Origin of the sequence: Micromonospora sp. CPCC 205546 (genome assembly GCF_036902715.1) — a bacterium.
GTDB lineage: Bacteria > Actinomycetota > Actinomycetes > Mycobacteriales > Micromonosporaceae > Micromonospora.
In genome coordinates this window covers 158576-174727 of record NZ_JBAKHL010000001.1, presented here as the reverse complement: position 1 = coordinate 174727, position 16152 = coordinate 158576, and the positions used below count along the sequence as shown (strand labels likewise).

Below are 16152 nucleotides of genomic sequence, written 5' to 3'. Positions count from 1 at the left end.
CCCTCGACATGACGTCGACGTACGCCCCCTCCGGCATCGACACCACCGCCAGCCCCGCCCGCGCCCTGGTCTGCCGCGCCTGCTCGGCCCGCTACCCGCTCGCCGCCCAGCACGCCTGCCACGAGTGTTTCGGCCCGTTGGAGGTCGACTACGACACCGCCGCGCTCGCGGCGGTGACCCGGGAGCAGATCGAGGCGGGCCCGCGCAACATCTGGCGGTACGCGGCGCTGCTGCCCGCCGGCCAGGACCCGGCCACCCGCGTCACCCTCGATCCGGGCTTCACCCCGTTGGTGGCCGCCCCGCACCTCGCCGCCGAGTTGGGCCTCACCGCCCCGCTCTGGGTCAAGGACGACAGCGCCAACCCGACCCACTCGTTCAAGGACCGGGTGGTCTCGGTGGCGCTGACCGCCGCCCGTGCGCTCGGCTTCGGCCGCTACGCCTGCGCCTCCACCGGGAACCTGGCCAACTCGGTCGCCGCGCACGCGGCCCGGGCCGGCGTGCCGTCGGTGGTCTTCATCCCCGGTGACCTCGAGCAGGGCAAGGTCATCACCACCGCCGTCTACGGCGGTGAGCTGGTCGCCATCGACGGCTCGTACGACGACGTCAACCGGCTCTGCGGCGAGCTGGTGGAGACGGACGAGTTCGAGGACACCGCGTTCGTCAACGTCAACGTGCGTCCCTACTACGCCGAGGGCTCGAAGACGCTCGGCTACGAGGTCGCCGAGCAGCTCGGCTGGCGGATCCCCGCGCAGGTGGTGATCCCGATGGCCTCGGGCGAGCTGCTCACCAAGATCGACAAGGCGTTCGCCGAGCTGGTCGAGATCGGCCTGGTCGAGGCGCCGGCCGGTGGCTGGAAGGTGTTCGGCGCCCAGTCGGCCGGCTGCAACCCGATCGCCACCGCGCTGCACGCCGACACCGACACCATCGTCCCGGTCAAGCCGACCGGCATCGCGAAGTCGCTGAACATCGGCGACCCGGCCGCCGGCCTCTACGCGCTGGAGGCAGTGCGCCGCACCGGGGGCTGGATGGAGTACGCCGACGACGACGAGATCCGCACCGGCATCCGGCTGCTGGCCCGGACCACCGGCGTCTTCGCCGAGACCGCCGGCGGGGTGACCGTGGCCGTGCTGGGCAAGCTGGTCGAGTCCGGCCGCCTCGACCCGACCGCGGAGACCGTCGTGTTCAACACCGGCGAGGGGCTCAAGACCCTCGACGCGGTGGCCGGCCAGGTCGGTCCCACCCACCGCATAAAGCCCTCGCTGCGTGCCGCCCGCGACGCCGGTCTCCTCGGCTGACCCCCACCCACCCACCCCACCCACCCACCCCACCCACCCACCCCACCCACCCTGGCCCACCCACCCTGGCCCGCGCCCGTCCCCTCCGCGTCGATCATGAGGTTGGCCGCGAAGTCGATCGCGAACAGTGCCGCCAACCTCATGATCGGCCTCGTGGTTCGGGGGGCCGGGAGGTGGCGTGGCTGGGGGGTTGCGGGCAGGAGGGTGGGGATTCAGCCGGTAACTGGGTTTTCGCTGTGAGTGCGGAAAACGCGCCGACAAGGACTTGACGGCAGGAATCGGACGGCGCAAGATGCTCCGTGCGGGAGGGCGTTTCGCCGGAGACTTCTAGTTCTTGCGACCCAACGCCGGAGGCGTTGTGCGAGCGTCCCTCCCGACCAACCTCCGATCGGGCCAGCGGTTGATCCGCTGGCCCGATCGTCGTCGTGCGGCACACCCACGCCAGGCGGGCTGACCGAGCGCGTCGATCCCCACCACCCACCTGACCGCGTCCACCGGGTTGCGGTCAGGTCGGTGACCGAGGGTGGTGGGTCCGGCCGGGCTGTCTGCCGATCGGATCGGGGCCGGGCGCCCCGCGGTGTCTGCCCGAGCTAGGACACCGTGGTGTCCTGGTTCGCCACCGCCTGGGTCCAGACGTGCACGCTCGCGCCGGACGTGGTGACCGGTGCCAGCGTCGGGGTCAGCACCAGGACGTGTTCGTCGGACCCGTTCCGGCTGGTGAGGGGCAGGACGTACGCGGAGCCGACGGCGAGTTGCTGGACGCCTTCGACTGTCCAGGTGTCCTTCCCGCGGGTTCCGCCGAGTTGGTCGACGAGGATGGTGTCCTCGACGTCGCCCTTGAGCTTGTCGGAAACGGCGACCTTGAAGATGGTGTGGGGGGCGCCGCGCTCACCCTGGCGTACCTCCGCGACGCCAGTGACGGTCCCGACCACGACCGCGTCGGCGTAGCCGGCGACCTTGGCGCGGTTGGTGGTGTCGAACGCGAAGCTCACCGAAACCGGGTGGGTCTGAGCCGGGCGAAGCTGTTGGTAGGTGAACCAGCCGCCGACGGCCAGGACAAGGGCGACCAGCCCGACGAACGGGGCCTTCAGTCGGTGGTTCATCTTCAGTACCCCCATTTGCTGTGATAGGTGCTGATGTCCCACGATTGCAAATTGTTGTTCATGTTCGGGTTGTAGTCGGCCGGGTAGGGGTCCATGACCGCCACCTCAGGACCGTGGTCGAGGCCGATGGCGTGCCCGAATTCGTGGGTCATCGCGGCGTGATCACGTGAGGTGCTGTAACTGTCGAGATAGTGCGTGTTCATGACGATGTCGTCCGCGCCGGCTACGCAGGAGTAGTAGGCGACCGTGCCGTTCCCGCCGTCATTGCTGTCGCTGACGTCGACGTCGGAGTAACTCCAGGCGTCGTCCGCTCTGACGTTGATGGGATTGAGCGCGTTCCACTGGTTGACCGCGTGACTGAGCGAGTCGTTGTACTTGGTGAAGTCATCGTAGACGAGTTCCCCGCCGTCGACCGCATTGCAGGCGCTTCCGGCAATTCCCACGTCAGCCGCGGCAGGGGTGGCGAACAGGGCGGACGCGGCGAGCATCCCGGACACCACCAGCATTGTCCAGGCCGGCCGGCGACGGAAGGCAGACTCTCGTTGCTCCACAGAACCTCCTCGATACAGATAGAAGGTCGTCACTGTATCCGACCCGGGGAATCCGGTGTGACCCGAATTCCGCGGACCCCGGTCCGCCCGAGGGGGGTGCGGGCGTGCGGCGACGCCGTCGCTGCCTCGGCGGCTGGACGGACTGGCAGCTCACCATCTGAGTTGTGACACGGGCCTACTGATCTGAGGGGTTCCTGTTGCATGATTGCGGGCATGACGGAGACCCCGCACCCCCTGTACGACAGGCACGCCGACACCCTCAACCGTGCGCTGACCGCGATCACGGAGCGCGGGTACTGGTCCGCCTACCCCGAGTCGCCCAGCCCCCGGGTCTACGGCGAGACCGCCGCCGCCGACGGCAAGGCCGCCTTCGAGGCGTACCTCGGCGGTGACTTCCCCCTCGACCAGCCGGGCGCGGCCGACCGGGTCGCCACCGAGACCAGCCCGTTCGGCGTCGAGCTGAACGTCCGCTACCCGCACGCCGGCGCCGACGAACTGGTCGCCGCGGCCTCCGCCGCCCTGCCCGGCTGGCGCGACGCCGGTCCGCAGGCCCGGGCGGGGGTCTGCCTGGAGATCCTCGACCGGCTGCACAAGCACATCTTCGAGCTGGCCAACGCGGTGCAGTTCACCAGCGGCCAGGCCTTCGTGATGGCCTTCCAGGCCGGCGGCGCGCACGCGCTGGACCGCGCGCTGGAGGCGGTGGCCTACGCGTACGCGGAGATGACCCGGCACCCGGCGACGGCGGGCTGGGAGAAGGCGGCCGGCAAGGGCGACCCGCTGCGGATGAGCAAGACCTTCCACGTGGTGCCGCGCGGCGTGGCGCTGGTGATCGGCTGCAACACCTTCCCGACCTGGAACTCGTACCCGGGACTGTTCGCCTCGCTGGTCACCGGCAACCCGGTGGTCGTGAAGCCGCACCCGCGCGCCGTGCTGCCGCTGGCGATCACGGTGAAGTACGCCCGGGAGGTGCTCGCCGAGGCCGGCTTCGACCCGAACCTGGTGCTGCTCGCCCCAGAGGCCCCGGGGGAGAAGCTCGCCTCCACGCTGGCCCTGCACCCGGCCGTGAAGATCATCGACTTCACCGGCTCGACCGAGTACGGCGACTGGTTGGAGGCCAACGCCCGCCAGGCGGCGGTCTACACCGAGAAGGCCGGGCTGAACACGGTGGTGATCGACTCCACCGACGACTTCACGGGGATGTGCCGCAACCTCGGCTTCACCCTGAGCCTCTACAGCGGCCAGATGTGCACCACGTCGCAGAACATCCTCATCCCCGGTGGGGGCATCGCCACCGACCAGGGGCACAAGAGCTTCGACGAGGTGGCGGGCGGGATCGCCGCGGCGGTCGCCAAGATCACCGCAGACCCGGCTCGCGGGGTGGAGATGACCGGCGCCATCGTCAACGACGGGGTGCTGGAGCGTCTCGACGAGGTCACCAAGGTCGGCGAGGCGGTGCTGGAGTCGCGTACGGTCGAGCACCCCGCCTTCCCCGGCGCGGTGGTCCGCACCCCGACGGTGGTCAGGCTGGCGGCCGACGACACCGCGACCTACTCGAAGGAGTGGTTCGGGCCGATCTCGTTCGCCATCGCGACGGAGTCCACCGCGCACAGCCTGGAGATCCTTCGCTCCACCGTCGGCGAGAAGGGCGCGCTCACCGCGGCGGTCTACTCCACCGACGAGGCGGTCCTCGACGCGGCCGAGGCGGCGGCGATCGAGGTCGGGGTGCACCTGTCCTGCAACCTGACCGGCGGGGTCTTCGTGAACCAGTCGGCGGCCTTCTCCGACTTCCACGGCAGCGGCGCCAACGCGGCGGCGAACTCGGCGCTCACCGACGGCGCCTACGTGGCCAACCGGTTCCGCATCGTGCAGTCGCGCCGGCACGCGTGATCCGTCCGGCTGCCCGGACCGTCCCCGCACGGGTCGGTCCGGGCAGCCGCGTCAGGCCGCGCGGCGCATCTGGAGTTCGGTGAGCGCCGCGACGGTGGGGTGCGGGACGCGTACGCCGGTGTCGACGAAGCCCAGCCGCCGGTACGCGCGGTAGGCCCGGTCGTTGCCGACCACCACCTCCAGCATGAGCTCGGGGCGCCCGCAGGCCCTTGACCACCGGGCGACCGTCTCGACCAGGTCGCCGAGGAGCCCGGTGCCCCGCCAGGACGGGGTGACGTAGACGGCGTACACCACGGTCAGCCCCGGCTCCCCGGGAGCCACCGTGCCGCCGGCGTGCCCGACGAGCCGGCCGCCCGGGTCCGCGACGAACTGTGCGGTGCCCGCCCCGACGGAGACGGCCGCTACCCCGGCCGCGAAGTCCGCGTGCGGATGGGCCGCCGCGTCGGCGAGGGTCTCCAGGAAGGCCAGCGGGGCGTCGGCGAGCATCTCCAGCCGCAGGGCCCGCATCCGGGCCGCGTCGTGCGGCCGGACCCGCCGGATCTCCGCCCGCCGCCCCGGTCCCGGCCCGCCGGGCGTGCTCGTCATGAACGCATACCTACCACAGCGACGACTGGCGATGTCTACCGGTCGAAATTCGCCCGATTTGTGGTCGTGCGCCTTCGTCACGCTTCGTGTAGCGTGCGATTTCGGTCACCGTTTCAGCGGCCCTCGTCGATCGCCGAGCCGGTGGTCCTCCGGTGCCGGCCCGCCCGGCCTCGGGGTCGTGGAACGCCGCGCAGAGTGAGGAAGTGCACCGTGGCACAGGGCACCGTGAAGTGGTTCAACTCCGAAAAGGGCTACGGCTTCATCGCCGTCGACGGCGGGCAGGACGTCTTCGTCCATTTCTCGGCGATCGAGATGGACGGCTACAAGGCACTGGACGACGGCCAGCGGGTCGAGTTCGAGATCGCCCAGGGCCAGAAGGGCCCTCAGGCCGAGCGCGTGCGGGTCGTCGCCTGACCGGGCGCCCGTCGCCCCCCGCCCCCGGTGGGCCCCTCTCCGCCCCGGTCGTCAGGCGGCCGGCGGGCTGACCCGCCGGTGCGGTCCAGCCGTCGGCCGGCGCGGGGGCGGGCGTCGGCGCGGTTGCGTCGGCAGGGGAGGATCGTGAGCCGTTCCAGCCACCGCTGAGGAGGGTTCATGTCCGACCAGCCGCCCCAGGCCGCGCCGCCCCCGGGAGACCCCGACCCCGCCGCGCCGCCACCCGGCGGTGCGGCCGCACCGGAGCCCGGCGCCGACACGCCCCCGGCCACCGGCACGCCGCCCCCTGCGGCCCCGGGCGATCCCACCGCCTGGGGTGCGGGCCCGGCCGTCCCGGCCCCGGACGGTCCGGCCGTCCCGGCCCCGGACGGCCCCGTCGTCCCGGGCGGTGGTGCGCCGGCGGGTCCGCAGCCGCCGCAGGCCTGGGTCCTCCCGCCCGCCGGCGGATATCCGGTCGGCTCCGGCCCGTACGGCGGGCAGCCGTGGTACCCCGGCGCGCCGGTCGCCTACCCCGGACAGCCGGCCCACGGCTGGTACCCGCCCGGACACGGCCTCGACCCGGCCGACCTGCTCGTCACCCCGCCCGGTGCCGGCGTCAACGGCTGGTTCGGCCGGTGCGTCGGCGCCGTACGCCGTGGCTGGCGGCTGCTGGTGCCGATCCTGCTGCTCACCCAGGTGCTCCCGGCCGTGGTGGTGTCGGTGCTCACGCTGGTCGTCGACCCGTCCGCGAGATGGGAGGAGTCGATGGCCGACGACCCCGCCGCGCTGCCCGACACCTTCCTGGCCGACATGGGCGTCATGCTCTCCGTGGTGCTCGGCAGCGCCCTCGTCTTCGGTCTGGTGCAGAGCCTGGGCTGGGCGGCCGGCACCTGGGTGGTCACCCGGCAGGCGGCCGGCGAGCCGGTGAGCATGGGCGCGGCCCTGTCCTACGGGGCACGCCGGGCGCTGGGCCTCTGGGGCTGGACCCTGTTGATGAGCGTGATCATCGGCCTCGGCGTCTGTCTCTGCGTCATCCCCGGCATCTACTTCGCCTTCGCGCTGAGCATGGCCGGCCCGGTCTACCTGTTCGAGCGGCAGCACCCGATCGGCCGCTCCTTCCGGATGTTCCACGACCGGCTCGGCCTGCTGCTCGGCCGGGTGGCGCTGGTGGCGGCGGCGGTCGTCGTCGGCGCCGGGGCGGCCGGCATGGTGGAGGGCATCGGCGCGCTGCCGTTCGGCACCACCCCGCTGGAGTCGCCCGGCACGGCGGTCGGCGTGCTCGTGGTGACGCTGGTGGGCGCGGTGCTGGCCCTGCCGACCCACCTCGCCCAGCTGGTCGGACTGGTCGTCACGTACGCCGAGCAGCGCGCCCACGAGGGCCCGGTGGACAGCGCCCGGCTGGCCGGTGAACTCGGCTGACCGGGGCCATCGTGCTTGCACTCGGCAGGGGAGAGTGCTAAACAAGTCATTGGCACTCGCATACCGTGAGTGCCAACGGTCGGGGCGGTAGGGCCACGGCTGCGGCGGCGTCCAGACGCGGCCGCGGCACATGGCCGGTCGTCGCGGGCTATCCGGCCCGATCGAGGAGACGTCGTCGTCGCCAGGTGGCGACGTCCCAAGGTGCGTACACCAGGCGGCCCATCCGGGACACACACTCGGGTGGCCCGTGAGTGTCCAGGAGGACAACGCCGTATGGCCAAGATGATCGCGTTCGACGAAGAGGCGCGCCGCGGCCTCGAGCGGGGCATGAACCAGCTCGCCGACGCCGTGAAGGTGACGCTCGGCCCCAAGGGCCGCAACGTCGTGCTCGAGAAGAAGTGGGGTGCCCCCACCATCACCAACGATGGTGTGAGCATCGCCAAGGAGATCGAGCTCGAGGACCCCTACGAGAAGATCGGCGCCGAGCTGGTCAAGGAGGTCGCGAAGAAGACCGACGACGTCGCCGGTGACGGCACGACGACGGCGACCGTCCTGGCCCAGGCCCTGGTCCGCGAGGGCCTGCGCAACGTGGCTGCCGGTGCCAACCCGATCGCCCTGAAGCGGGGCATCGAGGCCGCCGTGGCCAGCGTCTCGGAGGAGCTGCTCAAGCTCGCCAAGGACGTCGAGACCAAGGAGCAGATCGCCTCCACCGCCTCCATCTCCGCTGGTGACACCAGCGTCGGTGAGATCATCGCCGAGGCGATGGACAAGGTGGGCAAGGAAGGCGTCATCACCGTCGAGGAGAGCAACACCTTCGGGCTGGAGTTGGAGCTCACCGAGGGCATGCGCTTCGACAAGGGCTACATCTCGGCCTACTTCATGACCGACCCGGAGCGCATGGAGGCCGTCTTCGACGACCCCTACCTCCTGATCGTCAACAGCAAGATCTCGTCGGTGAAGGACCTGCTCCCGATCCTGGAGAAGGTCATGCAGTCGGGCAAGCCGCTGCTGATCATCGCCGAGGACATCGAGGGCGAGGCCCTGGCGACCCTGGTCGTCAACAAGGTCCGGGGCACCTTCAAGTCGGTCGCCGTCAAGGCGCCGGGCTTCGGTGACCGCCGCAAGGCCATGCTCGCCGACATCGCCATCCTCACCGGTGGCCAGGTCATCAGCGAGGAGGTCGGCCTCAAGCTGGACGCCGTCGGCCTCGACATGCTGGGCCGCGCCCGCAAGGTCGTGGTGACCAAGGACGAGACCACCATCGTCGACGGTGCCGGCGACGCGGAGCAGATCCAGGGCCGGGTCAACCAGATCCGGGCCGAGATCGACCGGAGCGACTCCGACTACGACCGTGAGAAGCTGCAGGAGCGGCTGGCCAAGCTGGCCGGCGGCGTCGCGGTGATCAAGGTCGGCGCGGCCACCGAGGTCGAGCTGAAGGAGCGCAAGCACCGCATCGAGGACGCCGTCCGCAACGCGAAGGCCGCCGTCGAGGAGGGCATCGTCCCGGGTGGTGGCGTCGCGCTGGTGCAGGCCGGCAAGACCGCCTTCGACAAGCTGGACCTGGTCGGCGACGAGGCGACCGGTGCGCAGATCGTCAAGATCGCGCTGGACGCCCCGCTGCGGCAGATCGCCGTCAACGCCGGTCTCGAGGGTGGCGTGGTCGTCGAGCACGTCCGCAACCTCAACCCGGGTCACGGCCTCAACGCCGCCAACGGCGAGTACGTCGACCTGCTGGCCGCGGGCATCATCGACCCGGCCAAGGTGACCCGCTCGGCGCTGCAGAACGCCGCGTCGATCGCGGCGCTCTTCCTCACCACCGAGGCCGTCGTGGCGGACAAGCCGGAGAAGACCCCGGCCGCCCCGGCTGGTCCGGGTGGCGGGGACATGGACTTCTGAGTCCAGCTCCAACGCCGGAAGGGGCGGGCCGCGTCAGCGGTCCGCCCCTTCCGCTGTCACGTCGGCAGTGGCCGTTGGTTGCGTCTCCTGCGCGCCCGGTCGTACGGCTGCGGGACCTGCACCGGCTCGTCGACCAGCGTCACCGGCTCGTCGCCCGGCTCGTCGACGCCGGCCATCTCCGCCTGTTGCTCGGCGTCGCCGTAGTCGAGCCGGTCGAACGGCAACGGGCCGGGGCGTTCGTCGTCCGTGGTCATGGCTGCCTCCTCTACCGCACACGGTAGGGCGCGACGATCACCGATGCGGGCGAATGACGTTAAGGGCGTCTATATCCGGTTCGCCCCGTCGTCAGGCTCCGAGTGCCTTGCGGTACAGGAAGAAGACGCGTTCGATCCGGGCGCCCGCGCTGCCCGAGTAGAAGGGCACCGGCCCGACCCACCCGATCTGCGCCGCCGTCACGCCCGCCGCCCGCTGGTCGCGCAGGCACCGGCGCAGCAGCACCCCGCCGATCCCCGAGCCCTCGGCTGCCGGGGCGGTGCCCATCGGGCCGAACCAACTCGGCCGCGACGATCCGTACGCGGCGAAACCGAGCAGCTCGCCATCGCGTTCGGCCAGGTGGCAGCCCGCCCGATCCCGGCCCACCGAGCCGGCCAGCTCGGCGTCCCAGGCCCCACCGAAGGTCGCGCGGGCGAACTCCGTCAGCGCCGGGAGGTCGCCCGCGCCGGCGCGGCGGACCGTCACCCCCCGTCCGGCCAGCCGCGCCTCCGCGGGCTCCGTCGGGCGCAGCGCGGGCGAGCCGTCGTACGACAGGTCGGCGGTCATGTTCCACGCCGTGCGGTCCTGCCGGTAGCCGAGCGCCAGCGCGGCGCAGACCGCCGGCGTGTAGCGCACGTCGATGCCGGGCCAGGCGTAGTACGGCGGGTTGCCGGCGAGCAGCACCTCGGCCGCGCCGAGGCCGGCGAGGATCCGCTCGGCGGACGACAGCAGCGCCCGCCCCACGCCTCCCCGCCGGTGGGCGGGGTCCACCGCCACCAGGTCCACGTGCCCGAGTCGGGCGTCCCCGGCGGCGCCGGAGCAGACCAGCACCCCGAGAAGGTCCGTCCCCCGGTACGCGCCCAGCGCGACCACCGGCCGGTCGGCGGCCGCCCGGGTCCAGAGCGCGTCCACGACGTCGGGCGCCTCGGCCGCGTCCTCGGGCAGGTCCAGCGCCCGGCCGCAGAGATCAACCACGCTGTGTCGCTGGTCCGGTCCCAGCTCGGCGATCTCCAGGTCCATGGCGCCGACCCTAGATCACCCGGCGATCCTGGTGAAGGGGCCCTGCCGGCGCGGCCCGGTCGGCGGACCACGCGGCCCGCCGCCGCCCGCCCGACCGCGTCAGTCGGCCGGCTTCGGCTCCGGGTCGGGCTCGGGGAGGGTCGGCGCGTCGGTCGGGTAGAGGCCGGCGACGAACCCGTACACCTGGTCGCCCGACCGGGGGATCTGGGCGAACCGACGGGCCAGCGCCTGCACCTCGGCCCAGAACGCGCGTACCTCCTCGACCGGGATGCGGGCGTGGACGAGGGTGCAGCGCAGGTCGTCGGCGGCGTGGGCCGCGGCGGATTCGGCGACGGCCTCCGCGAGCCCGTTGACGGCGAACGCGACCTGTTTGTCCTCGGGGTGGGTGAGCGCGCCGATGTAGAGCGTGCGGGCGACCCGGCCGTAGTACCGCTCGTCGATCGCCCGCACCCGCCGGGTCCGCACCACCCGGAGCAGGCCGGCGTCGACGAGCGCGTTCACGTGGTAGGCGACGCTGCTCTTGGGCCGATCGACCGCTCTTGCCAGCTCCGTCACCGTGGCGGCGCGCTCCAGGAGCAGCTCCAGGAGCGTGGCGCGCAGGGGATCGGCCAGCGCGCGAAGCTGGGCGGGCGCGGTGACCACGAGCATCTCGTCGAGGTCGTAGTCCGGGATCCGCTCATTGCTCGACATTTCTCGACCGTTCTAGAATCATGGATCATTCGATCGTCGTCGCCTGTCGACAGGAGTGTAGAGATGGCCGAAGTCGTGGTGTTCCACCATCTGTGTGGGGTCACCGACGGGCTGCGCGGGTTCGCCGAACAGTTGCGGGCCGGCGGGCACACCGTGCACACGCCCGACCTGTTCGAGGGGGAACGCCCGCCGACCCTCGACGAAGGCTTGGCGCTCACGAAACGCGTCGGCCGCGAGGTGCTCCGCGAGCGCGCCGACCGGGCCGTGGCCGGGCTGACCGACGGCCTGGTCTACGCGGGCTTCTCCTGGGGCGCCGCCACCGCCCAGCGGCTCGCCCAGACCCGGCCCGGCGCCCGCGGCGCGCTGCTCTACGAAGCCTGCCTGCCCGTCACCGGCGAATGGGCCGTCGGCCCCTGGCCCGCCGGGGTTCCGGTGCAGATCCACGGCATGGACGCCGACCCGTTCTTCGCCCTGGAGGGCGACATCGAACCCGCCCGCGAGCTGGTCGGCATCGCCGGGTCCGACCTCGGCGAGCTGTTCGTCTACCCGGGCGACCGGCACCTGTTCACCGACAGCACGCTTCCGTCGTACGACGCGGGGGCGACGGCACTGGTGCTGCGGCGCTCGCGGGAGTTCCTCGACCGGCTGCGGTGACCGGCGCTCCACCCGACCCTCATCCCCGCGCCGCGCGAACGGCGGCGTACGCGTCGACCAGGCCGGCGCCGGTGACGTTCCGGTCGCCACCGCAGGTCTGCGTCCGGGAGGCGTACGTGGGCAGGACGGCGGTGGCCGTTTCCGTGAGGATCTGCCGGGTGCGGGGCAGGTCGCCGACCAACGTCGGGTCGGCCGACCACATCAGCGCCACCACGCCGGCCACCTGCGGGGTCGCCATCGAGGTGCCGCTGAGGGTGGCGTACCCGCCGCCGGGCATCGCCGACAGCACCTCGTCGCCCGGCGCCACCAGGTCGGGCTTGGCCGCCCCCGGCACCGGGCCCCGAGACGAGAACATGGTGACCCGGCGCTGCCGGTCCACCGCGCCGACGGTCAGCACGTCCGCGTACGGGGCGAGCGGGTCGTCGATCGAGCCGCAGTACGGCCCCGTGTTGCCGGCCGCGGCCACGACCAGGATGCCGGCGGCGGCCAGGGCGGCGCTGGCCGGCCGGAGCGCGCCGGGGTCGCAGCCCTCGATCGGCGGGCAGCCCCACGAGTTGGTGAGGATGTCCGGGGCGCGTGCGGGGCGCCCGTCGGTGAACGGGTCCCCGCCCGGCGGGAAGGGCGCCAGCATGAACTGGAGACAGTCCAGGTAGTACGCGGGATTGCCGAGGTTGCGGTCCAGGTTGACGCAGCCGACCCACCGGGCGCCCGGGGCCACCCCGATGCCGCCCCGGCCCACCGCGCTGCCCGTCGTGTGGGTGCCGTGCCCGCCCAGGTCGGTCGGCTCCCGGGTGCCGTTCCAGGGGTCGTACCAGGAGTCGTCGCCGCCCCGGAAGCCGCCCGCCAGCGCGGGGTGCCCGCCGTCCACGCCCGAGTCCGAGCTGCCCACCACGATCCCGGAGCCGTCCACCCCGAGCTGGGACCAGACCCGCTCCGCGCCGACCATCCGGACGTTCCACTGCGGCCCGGTCGGCGCGGGCGCGGCGCCGTGACTGCGGCCGGCCGGCGCGGGCAGCGGCCGCACCCGTTGGCTCACCAGCACCCGGGCCACCTCCGGCCGGCGCGACAGCCAGGCCCGTACCGCCGGCCCGCCGTCCACCTCGACCGCGTTCACCAGGTAGTAGGGGGTGTGGTCCAGCCGCAGCCGGCGCAGGTCCCGGCGCAGGTCGGCCTGGGTCCGCTCGGCGGTCTCGACGAGCCGTCGGTGGACCTCGCCGACCCGGGCGTCCCGGCCGGCCCGGCCGGTCGTCGCGGGGACGCCGCCGAGGTCGGCCTGTTCGCGGAGCACCACGAAGAGCCGCTCGCCGTGCAGGCCGGGCTGGCCCACCCCGACGGCCACCACGCCGACCGCCACCAGTAGGGCGCCGGCGGTCGCCCCGGCGACCCGCCGGCTGGGCCGCCGCCCCCGGGTCAGCGGCACGCCGTACGCCACGGCGAGGACGGCCGCCACGGCGAGCCCGGCGCCGGCGGTGACGGCCACCCAGAACGGCACGTCGCGGGTCCCGGCGAGGACGAGGGTGATCTCCTCGGGGTCCGTGAAGGCCAGCGGGCCGAGCACGGCGAGCCCGACCAGCCAACGGGTCGCGGGCCGGGCGGCGGCCTGATCCGCCCGCCCGTCCGGCTCGCCGGCAGCGGCGGCGGGCGCCGGAGACCCTGCCGCCGCGTGCAGGGCCGCCAGCGCGAAGCCGGCCGGCGGCAGGGTCAGCAGCAGGGGCAGTTGCGCCCCGGACTGCCCGACCCCGGCGGCGAGCAGCAGCAGCGCGACCCCGGCGACCAGCCCGCCGACCAGCACCAGCCGGGCCGGCCGGGGCGGCTCGCCGAGAGCGAAGCGGGACCAGAAGGTGTCGTCCAGCAGCGCCCCGGCCAGCGTGCCCAGCGCGGCGGCCGCGACCCCGGCGAGCACGGTCTCCAGCAGCCCGCCGAGCGCCCCCAGCCAGACCCAGGGCAGCAGCAGCGCCAGCCCGCCGGCCACGCCGAGCAGCGTGGCCGGCGGCGCGGACGCCCGGGGCGGCGCGACGGCCCTCCCGCGGGCCCGCCCCAGGACGAGGGCGGCCAGGGCGGCCGTGGCGGCCAGCGCCGCGAGGTAGGCCTCGTGGTGCACCGGTGGGACCGCCCGCAGCAGCCCCAGCGCGCCGAGCACGAGCGCCGCCGCCAGCCACACCCGGCCGGCGGCACGGACCGCCGCCGAGCGGGGCAGCAGGGCGAGCGCCAGGGCGGGGGCGCCGGCCAGCAGCACGGTGAAGAGCACCGTCGCCGGCCAGAGCCAGACCACGCGCTCCAGCCCGGAGGCCAGCACGACCTGGTCGGCCAGCCACCCGCCGAGCTGGCCGACGACAACGAGCCCGACCGTCCAGCAGCCGGTCACCGCCGCCGCGACCACCGGCCAGGGACCCGGGCGGCCCGGCGCGACCGGGGGGCGGGGGGCGGGCTGACCGGCGGGAAACGGGGGACCGACCTCCATCCTGCGACAGTACGACGCGGACGCCGTGTGCCGCCCGGGACGGCGACCGTTACCGTGGACGGGTGCGTGACCCCAACGTGTCCCGAACGACGGCCGGCCAGCTCTCCCCCGAGCGGCGGGCCGCCGACCTGCGCCGCCTGCGGGCCGAACGCTTCGACGTGCTGGTCATCGGCGGTGGTGCGACCGGGGCGGGCGCCGCCCTGGACGCGGCCTCGCGCGGGTTGAAGGTGGCCCTGGTGGAGGCGCGCGACTACGCCGCCGGCACCTCCAGCCGCTCCAGCAAGCTCATCCACGGGGGCCTGCGCTACCTGGAGCAGTTGGAGTTCCACCTCGTGCACGAGGCGCTCACCGAGCGCGGGCTGCTCGCCACCCGGCTGGCCCCGCACCTGGTCCGGCCGGTGCCCATCCTGGTCCCGCTGCCCGACGGACAGGGCGTGCGCGGCCTGCCGGCGCGGGTGTTGCGCCGCTCCTACTACGGCGCCGGCGTGGCGGCCTACGACGCCTTCGCCGGGATCTTCGGTGGTGGTCGCGGCATGCCGCTGCACCGGCACCTGAGCCGCGAGGGCGCCCGCCGCGTCTTTCCCAGCCTGCGCTCCGACGCGGTGGCCGGCGCGATCCGCTACTACGACGGGCAGGTCGACGACGCGCGGCTGGTGGTGACCCTGGCCCGCACGGCGGCCAGCCTCGGCGCGACCGTGGTGAACAGCACCCGGGCGGTCGGGCTGATCCGGCAGGCCCGCGAGGTCACCGGCGTCCGGATCCGCGACCTGGAGGCGCCCCCCGGCGACCCGGACGCCGAGTTCGAGGTACGCGCCCGCACCGTCATCGCCGCCACCGGCGTGTGGAGCGACGACATGTCGCGGATGCTGAACGACGTCGGGCTGCGCCCCGGCATCCGCGTCCGGGCCTCCAAGGGCGTGCACCTGGTGGTGCCCCGCTCGGCGATCACCGGTGAGGCAGGGCTGATCCTGCGTACGGCCACCAGCGTGCTCTTCGTCATCCCGTGGGGCGGGCACTGGATCATCGGCACCACCGACACCGACTGGCGGCTGGACCGGTCCCACCCGGCTGCCTCCGCCCGGGACATCGAATACCTGCTGGAACAGGTCAACACGGTGCTCGACCGGCCGCTCACGACGGCCGACATCGAGGGCGTCTACGCCGGGCTGCGCCCCCTGCTGGCCGGCGAGGCCGACTCCACCTCCAAGCTCTCCCGCGAGCACGCCGTCTTCGAGCCGATGCTCGGTCTGCTGCTGGTCGCCGGCGGCAAGTACACGACGTACCGGGTGATGGCCTCCGACGTGGTCGACCGGGCCGCCCACCGGCTCGGTGCCGTACGCCCCTCCCGCACCGCCGACCTGCCGCTGCTCGGTGCCGACGGCTACGCGGCGACGTGGCGGGACCGGGCGGACCTGGCGCGCCGGCACGGGATGCCGGTCGGGGTGGTCGAGCACCTGCTGGAGCGCTACGGCACCCTCACCCGCGATCTGCTCGCGCTGATCGACGCGGACCCGCTGCTCGCCTCCCCGCTGGCCGGCGCCCCGGAATACCTGGCCGCCGAGGTGACGTACGCGGCCCGGGCCGAGGGGGCGCTGCACCTGGAGGACGTGCTCACCCGGCGGACCCGGATCTCCTTCGAGACGGCACACCGGGGCCTGGAGTCGGTGGGTCACGCGGCCGAGCTGATGGGCGCGGTGCTCGGCTGGGACGAGGCCACCCGGGCCCGCGAGGTGGAGCACTACCGGGCCCGGGTGGAGGCGGAACGGCAGTCCCAGCTGATGCCCGACGACGCCACCGCCGACGCCGCCCGGCTCGGCGCGCCCGACGTACGGGGCTTCGCGGCGGACCGCGGCGCGGACGACGACCAGGCCGAAGTGCCGTCCTCGTCCCGCTGAGCGCGCAGCCCCGGTCCACGCTGCTGCGCACGC

At 73.5% G+C, this 16152-nt stretch carries 14 protein-coding genes; 7 read left to right on the top strand and 7 right to left on the bottom strand.

The window, feature by feature from the left end:
* Window positions 1-8 precede the first annotated feature (8 nt).
* Window positions 9-1295 (top strand): threonine synthase, encoded by a 1287-nt coding sequence (thrC, locus tag V6U77_RS00825; RefSeq protein ID WP_334604092.1) that lies wholly within the window; start codon window positions 9-11, stop codon window positions 1293-1295.
* A 590-nt stretch (window positions 1296-1885) separates the two neighbouring features.
* Here thrC and V6U77_RS00820 read toward each other — a convergent pair.
* Both V6U77_RS00820 and V6U77_RS00815 read right to left on the bottom strand, forming a co-directional pair.
* Window positions 1886-2398 carry a hypothetical protein gene (locus tag V6U77_RS00820; RefSeq protein WP_311411751.1) on the bottom strand — a complete coding sequence of 171 codons (513 nt, stop codon included), beginning with the start codon at window positions 2396-2398 and terminating at the stop codon, window positions 1886-1888.
* 2 nt (window positions 2399-2400) lie between these two features.
* Window positions 2401-2949 (bottom strand): matrixin family metalloprotease, encoded by a 549-nt coding sequence (locus V6U77_RS00815; protein WP_334604091.1) that lies wholly within the window; start codon window positions 2947-2949, stop codon window positions 2401-2403.
* A 213-nt stretch (window positions 2950-3162) separates the two neighbouring features.
* Here V6U77_RS00815 and paaN point away from each other — a divergent pair, with 213 nt between their 5' ends.
* Window positions 3163-4836 carry a phenylacetic acid degradation protein PaaN gene (gene paaN / locus V6U77_RS00810; protein ID WP_334604090.1) on the top strand — a complete coding sequence of 558 codons (1674 nt, stop codon included), beginning with the start codon at window positions 3163-3165 and terminating at the stop codon, window positions 4834-4836.
* 51 nt (window positions 4837-4887) lie between these two features.
* On the opposite strand, the gene V6U77_RS00805 is transcribed toward paaN, so the two are convergent.
* A complete protein-coding gene (locus V6U77_RS00805) occupies window positions 4888-5421 on the bottom strand; it encodes a GNAT family N-acetyltransferase (protein ID WP_334604089.1) in 534 nt (177 codons plus the stop codon).
* Between the two features lie 210 nt (window positions 5422-5631).
* On the opposite strand from V6U77_RS00805, the gene V6U77_RS00800 reads away from it, so the two are divergent.
* The 3 genes from V6U77_RS00800 to groL all read left to right on the top strand — a co-directional run bounded on the left by V6U77_RS00800 (window position 5632) and on the right by groL (window position 9147).
* On the top strand, window positions 5632-5835 hold the full coding sequence (locus V6U77_RS00800) for a cold-shock protein (RefSeq protein ID WP_088998148.1): 204 nt from the start codon (window positions 5632-5634) through the stop codon (window positions 5833-5835).
* 177 nt (window positions 5836-6012) lie between these two features.
* Complete coding sequence (locus V6U77_RS00795; protein ID WP_334604088.1) at window positions 6013-7251, top strand: hypothetical protein; 1239 nt, start codon at window positions 6013-6015, stop codon at window positions 7249-7251.
* A gap of 273 nt (window positions 7252-7524) precedes the next feature.
* Window positions 7525-9147, top strand: a complete 1623-nt coding sequence (gene groL, locus V6U77_RS00790; protein WP_088998150.1) for a chaperonin GroEL — start codon at window positions 7525-7527, stop codon at window positions 9145-9147.
* A 56-nt stretch (window positions 9148-9203) separates the two neighbouring features.
* On the opposite strand, the gene V6U77_RS00785 is transcribed toward groL, so the two are convergent.
* From V6U77_RS00785 to V6U77_RS00775, 3 genes are all read right to left on the bottom strand, one after another.
* Window positions 9204-9401, bottom strand: coding sequence for a hypothetical protein (locus V6U77_RS00785; protein WP_334604087.1), 198 nt, complete (start codon window positions 9399-9401; stop codon window positions 9204-9206).
* Between the two features lie 91 nt (window positions 9402-9492).
* A complete protein-coding gene (locus tag V6U77_RS00780; protein WP_334604086.1) occupies window positions 9493-10419 on the bottom strand; it encodes a GNAT family N-acetyltransferase in 927 nt (308 codons plus the stop codon).
* Window positions 10420-10518: 99 nt separating this feature from the next.
* A complete protein-coding gene (locus tag V6U77_RS00775) occupies window positions 10519-11109 on the bottom strand; it encodes a helix-turn-helix domain-containing protein (protein ID WP_334604085.1) in 591 nt (196 codons plus the stop codon).
* A gap of 63 nt (window positions 11110-11172) precedes the next feature.
* Between V6U77_RS00775 and V6U77_RS00770 the strand changes: the two genes are divergently transcribed.
* Entirely contained in the window at window positions 11173-11763 is a 591-nt protein-coding gene (locus V6U77_RS00770; RefSeq protein ID WP_334604084.1) for a dienelactone hydrolase family protein, read from the top strand.
* 19 nt (window positions 11764-11782) lie between these two features.
* Here V6U77_RS00770 and V6U77_RS00765 read toward each other — a convergent pair whose 3' ends face one another.
* The gene (locus V6U77_RS00765) at window positions 11783-14224 is read right to left on the bottom strand and encodes a S8 family serine peptidase (protein ID WP_442934347.1); all 2442 of its coding nucleotides are present in this window, start codon (window positions 14222-14224) and stop codon (window positions 11783-11785) included.
* A 77-nt stretch (window positions 14225-14301) separates the two neighbouring features.
* Here V6U77_RS00765 and V6U77_RS00760 point away from each other — a divergent pair, with 77 nt between their 5' ends.
* The gene (locus V6U77_RS00760; protein ID WP_334604221.1) at window positions 14302-16119 is read left to right on the top strand and encodes a glycerol-3-phosphate dehydrogenase/oxidase; all 1818 of its coding nucleotides are present in this window, start codon (window positions 14302-14304) and stop codon (window positions 16117-16119) included.
* Window positions 16120-16152: the final 33 nt, after the last annotated feature.